5 protein-coding genes and 1 pseudogene are annotated in these 4,563 nt (G+C 37.3%); 4 read left to right on the top strand and 2 right to left on the bottom strand.

The features are described from left to right. Positions 1 to 57 precede the first annotated feature (57 nt). Entirely contained in the window at positions 58 to 999 is a 942-nt protein-coding gene (locus UC75_RS08270) for a hypothetical protein (RefSeq protein ID WP_004790613.1), read from the bottom strand. Positions 1,000 to 1,244: 245 nt separating this feature from the next. Between UC75_RS08270 and UC75_RS08265 the strand changes: the two genes are divergently transcribed. Next, positions 1,245 to 1,733: a YaiI/YqxD family protein gene (locus UC75_RS08265; RefSeq protein ID WP_081310814.1), complete on the top strand. Its 489-nt coding sequence runs from the start codon at positions 1,245 to 1,247 to the stop codon at positions 1,731 to 1,733. A 7-nt stretch (positions 1,734 to 1,740) separates the two neighbouring features. Further along, complete coding sequence (locus tag UC75_RS08260) at positions 1,741 to 2,649, top strand: DMT family transporter (protein ID WP_005307596.1); 909 nt, start codon at positions 1,741 to 1,743, stop codon at positions 2,647 to 2,649. A 29-nt stretch (positions 2,650 to 2,678) separates the two neighbouring features. On the opposite strand, the pseudogene UC75_RS20785 reads toward UC75_RS08260, so the two are convergent. Then, a pseudogene (locus tag UC75_RS20785) lies at positions 2,679 to 2,759 on the bottom strand (PilZ domain-containing protein); the annotation flags it as partial. A 149-nt stretch (positions 2,760 to 2,908) separates the two neighbouring features. Here UC75_RS20785 and UC75_RS08255 point away from each other — a divergent pair. Further along, entirely contained in the window at positions 2,909 to 4,144 is a 1,236-nt protein-coding gene (locus tag UC75_RS08255; protein WP_004790618.1) for a lipoprotein-releasing ABC transporter permease subunit, read from the top strand. Then, positions 4,137 to 4,563 (top strand): ABC transporter ATP-binding protein (locus tag UC75_RS20780; protein WP_228137176.1); only part of this gene is annotated, 427 nt, incomplete at its 3' end. The genes UC75_RS08255 and UC75_RS20780, both read left to right, overlap by 8 nt.

Genomic DNA, 4,563 nt, shown 5'->3' with positions numbered 1-4,563 from the left:
AGTTTGTTCGGGTATAATCTTCATTCAATAACCTAATTATTAAAATATTAGTGAAATTCAATTAGTTTCACCCTTTTTAGCACAAATAGTCGCCTGAATCCAGATATTACCGCGAATATATTCGCCAATATTAAAGTTTTTATACAAATCGTTTTTGGTCGCAATGCGCACTAATATGGCAGGAAGATCATCTTCTAAAACCAAAGTGACATCATAAAGGGTATATTCTGCCCCCATAAATGTCATAGAAGTTTTGCCAACAATATTACCTTGGAACCATGCTTCATCTTCTTGACCAAGATTTTCACCATATAAATATGCGACCATTTTAGAAAAATCAACAGTTACAGGTTCTTGATCTTCTGGGGTTTTTGGCTGCCATTCATTAATGAGTTCCTGTAAGTTTTCAGGAGCAATACCATTATGTTCAGTCAAGATTGCATTTAATGCACGGTGATGTTTAATTGAAGCTGGGTCATCAACAACAATTTTTTCGCCTGCTGGAACCGGTTCTAATTCATAAGCCCATGCATTAAATTGAACTTGATAGTTTTGATTTTTGTCATATTGACAAGCGTTAACGCTAAATAAATTATCAAATGCATAAACAGTTGTATTTTTATTTAGTCTTAAACTTAACACGGCTTGCGTTGCAGAGTCACAAGTAATGATACGTTCAATTTTTGCATTATATTGATATGGGCTTTCAAAACTTGGAAAGGCTGTTTTGAGTGCTCGAGGCTTTTGGTTTTCAACAGCAATAATCTGGTTGATTGTAACTTTTTGGTTTTGTGGGCCTTGAATCAACCAAAAAGATTGATCCATATCTTCTTCATGTTCGCATAAGCCCATCGGCATTACAGGTGCATCAAGTGCTAGTCCTAACCATTTTGGTACATCTGTTTCAGGATGGGACGTCAATAGATTCCAATGTTCGCCATGACTACCAAAATTTTGGTCATTTACTTTAATTACTTCTGGACTGTTTTGATTTTTCATAAGCACGATGCTGTTGGGTTCACATTACTTGTTATATTAAATCGAGGGTGTTCACTATTTTTCAAGTCATCATGTGTAAATTCTCTTGTAAAAGCACATATTTAGTCATTTAAAGAGAAATACGGCTTCTATTTATAAATTAAAAGTAAGCTTCATCTATAAAAACTTTAATGTTGAAATTAAAAATAAGTTTAATGTTTATTTCTACTCACCTTCGAAAAGCATCTGTTAGACTTAGATTTTTAGTGGAAATAGAGAATAACGTGCTGCCATTTAAGCTATGGGTAGACGCAGACGCCTTACCAAAAATTTTACGTGAAGTAATTTTGCGTGCATCAGATCGTTATCAATTAGAAGTTATTTTTGTTGCCAATCAGAATGTTGGGATTACACCTTCTGTTCGTATTAAGTCAATACAGGTTTTAAGTGGTGCTGATCAGGCCGATAAAGAAATAGTTGATCGTATGATTGAAAATGACATTGTCATTACGCAGGATATTCCACTGGCAGCTCAAGTGATCGAGAAAGGAGGTGTTGCTATTCATCCACGTGGTGAAGTCTATACAACGGCGAATGTTAAAGCACGTTTACATCTGCGTGATTTTATGGATACGCTTCGTGGTGCGGGTGTGCAAACTGGTGGACCACCGCCTATTTCCGAGCGAGATAAGCGTGAATTTTCAAGTTCATTAGATCAAACAATTTTAAAGCAAAAACGTAAAACAGCTAAGTGAGCATCACATGCCATCGCAAACCAATTTGGCTTTAACTTATGCCTTGTTAGTGTTCATTTGGGCAACCACTCCATTGGCTATTGTTTGGAGTGTGTCTGATTTACATCTGATGTGGGCATTGTTGTTACGCTTTTTTATTGCATTGCCTTTGGCAGTAATCATATTACTGATTTTAAGAACACCTTTTCCGACTCATCGACAAGCAGTTCACAGCTACATTGCCGGATCTTTTAGCTTAATTGGTTCCCAAATTTTTACTTATGCCGCAACCCAATATTTAAGTTCAGGCATGATTGCACTTATGTTTGGCTTAGCACCTATTATGGCAGGGCTTATTGGTCGGTTTGCATTTGGCCAACAACTTTATAAGCTGCAATGGCTGGGCATGGCAATTGCTGTCAGTGGGTTAGCGATTATTTGTTTGAGCGGTGCAAATCAGCACGTGCATCCGTTTGGTATTGTCCTTATGCTGATCAGTGTATTTGTTTATTCTTTTTCAATTTTCTGGGTTAAGAAAGTTAATGCGCAGATCCAGCCGATGGCTCAGGCAACAGGTTCTATTTTAGTTTCTTCAATTTTTGCTAGTTGTTTTATTCCATTTATTTGGCAATATGCACCGACACATTTGCCAGAAGCTAAATCTTTATTTGCCTTAATTTATACGGTACTCATGGCTTCATTAGTCGCCATGTTTTGTTATTTCAAACTTATACAAAATATTCAGCCAACAACTTTATCTTTAACGACAGTAATTACACCAATGTTAGCGATGATGATTGGAGCTGCTTTAAATCATGAACAACTTTCGATTATGGTTTTTGTAGGGGCTTTAATTATCTTGTCTGGACTCTTTTTATATTTCTATAAAGACATTCAGGCAAACCGGAACTTTGCTCAACATATGAAGTCTAAATAGGAGAAGATTTGGGTAATTTGTTGAGCTTATTCATTAAATTGTTCTAATTCGTAGCGAAATGCATGATCAAATTGATCTCCTAACTTAAGTAGTAGAAAATAGCGCAGCAATATAATATTAGGATTGTTAAGGGAAGATCAGAACTTACTGATTTTTAAACCTTAATACAGCATCTAACGATATGGCCAAATAGTAAATGTGAATGTAATTTGACATTCTCATCTGCTATTTCCCATCAATCACCTTGGATTTAGAAGGTATGTTTAAACCAATCTCACTGTATATAGGGTTGAGATATACTCGCGCAAGACGCAGTAATCATTTTATTTCTTTTATTGCATTGGTTTCGATGGTCGGTTTGACACTAGGTGTCGCAGTGCTGATTACGGTACTTTCTGTGATGAACGGTTTCGATCGCGAATTGAAAAACCGTGTTTTGGGAATGGTGCCGCAAGCGACAGTTTCATCTACACAAATCCTCACGGATTGGCCTGAACTGGTAAAACGAGTTGAACATCATCCACATGTAACTGGGGTTGCACCTTTTACCCAATTGCAAGGTATGTTAACCGCGCAAGGGCAAGTCGCTGGTATTATGGTGACGGGTATTGACCCAAAATATGAAAAGAATGTTTCTATTATTCAAAATCATATTGTGGCCGGGAGTCTAGATTCACTTAAAAAGGGTGAGTTTGGTATTGTACTTGGTAAAGATATGGCTGACTCATTAGGCTTACGCCTAAATGACAGTGTGACATTGGTTTTACCTGAAGCAACACCATCTCCAGCCGGTGTTGTACCTCGTTTCAAGCGTTTTAAAGTGGTTGGTATTTTTAGTGTAGGCGCTGAAGTCGATTCTATGGTGGGTTATATCGCCCTATATGATGCTTCCACTTTATTACGCTTACCTGATGGTGCTCAAGGTGTTCGTTTAAAACTAGATGATATTTTTGCAGCACCACAAGTTGCCGATGACTTGGTAAAAAGTTTACCAAGCAATTTCTATGCAACGAACTGGACCTATACGCATGGCAACCTGTTTAATGCCATTCAAATGGAAAAAACACTAGTTGGTTTATTGCTTGTACTTATCATTGTAGTTGCAGCATTTAATATTGTTTCGTCGTTAGTCATGGTTGTGACTGATAAAAAATCAGATATTGCCATTTTACGTACATTAGGCGCGTCGCCATCAATGATTACTAAAATCTTTATGGTGCAAGGCACCGTGATTGGTGTGATTGGTACAGTTGCAGGTACGGTTTTAGGTGTAATTTTAGCTTTAACCATTAGTGATATCATTTCATGGTTTAACAATGTGTTGGGCTTAAATCTATTTGATGCTTACTTCGTGCATTACCTTCCTTCTTATTTAAGATGGCAAGATGTGACGATTATCGTGATTGTTTCTTTACTTTTAAGCTTCTTGGCGACTATCTATCCGGCGCTTCGTGCTGCCAAAGTTCAACCTGCCGAGGCACTGCGCTATGAGTAAAATTGTTTTAGAAGCGAAAGAAATATATAAACATTTTGATGATGGTAAATCTAAGGTTGAAGTCATTAAAGGTCTTTCTTTACAAGTTGAAGCAGGGCAGTTTGTTTCAATTGTGGGTGCGAGTGGCTCAGGTAAAAGTACTTTGCTTCATGCGTTAGGTGGTCTAGAACAACCAACACAAGGACAAGTATTTTTAAATGGTCAGCGTTTTGATAATTTAGGTGAAGCCGAACGTGGTTTTCAACGTAACAAATACCTTGGTTTTGTTTATCAATTCCACCACTTATTACCTGAGTTTTCTGCGCTTGAAAATGTGGCAATGCCTTTAATGCTTCGAGCAGACAGTCAATACAAATCGGTAAAGGCACAAGCTGAATATTTACTAGATCGAGTGGGATTATCTCACCGTATGGATCATA

The sequence above is a fragment of the Acinetobacter sp. V2 genome, assembly GCF_001188385.1.
GTDB lineage: Bacteria > Pseudomonadota > Gammaproteobacteria > Pseudomonadales > Moraxellaceae > Acinetobacter > Acinetobacter oleivorans.
Note: the sequence above shows the minus strand (reverse complement) of the source record. Positions and strands in the feature narration are given on the sequence as shown.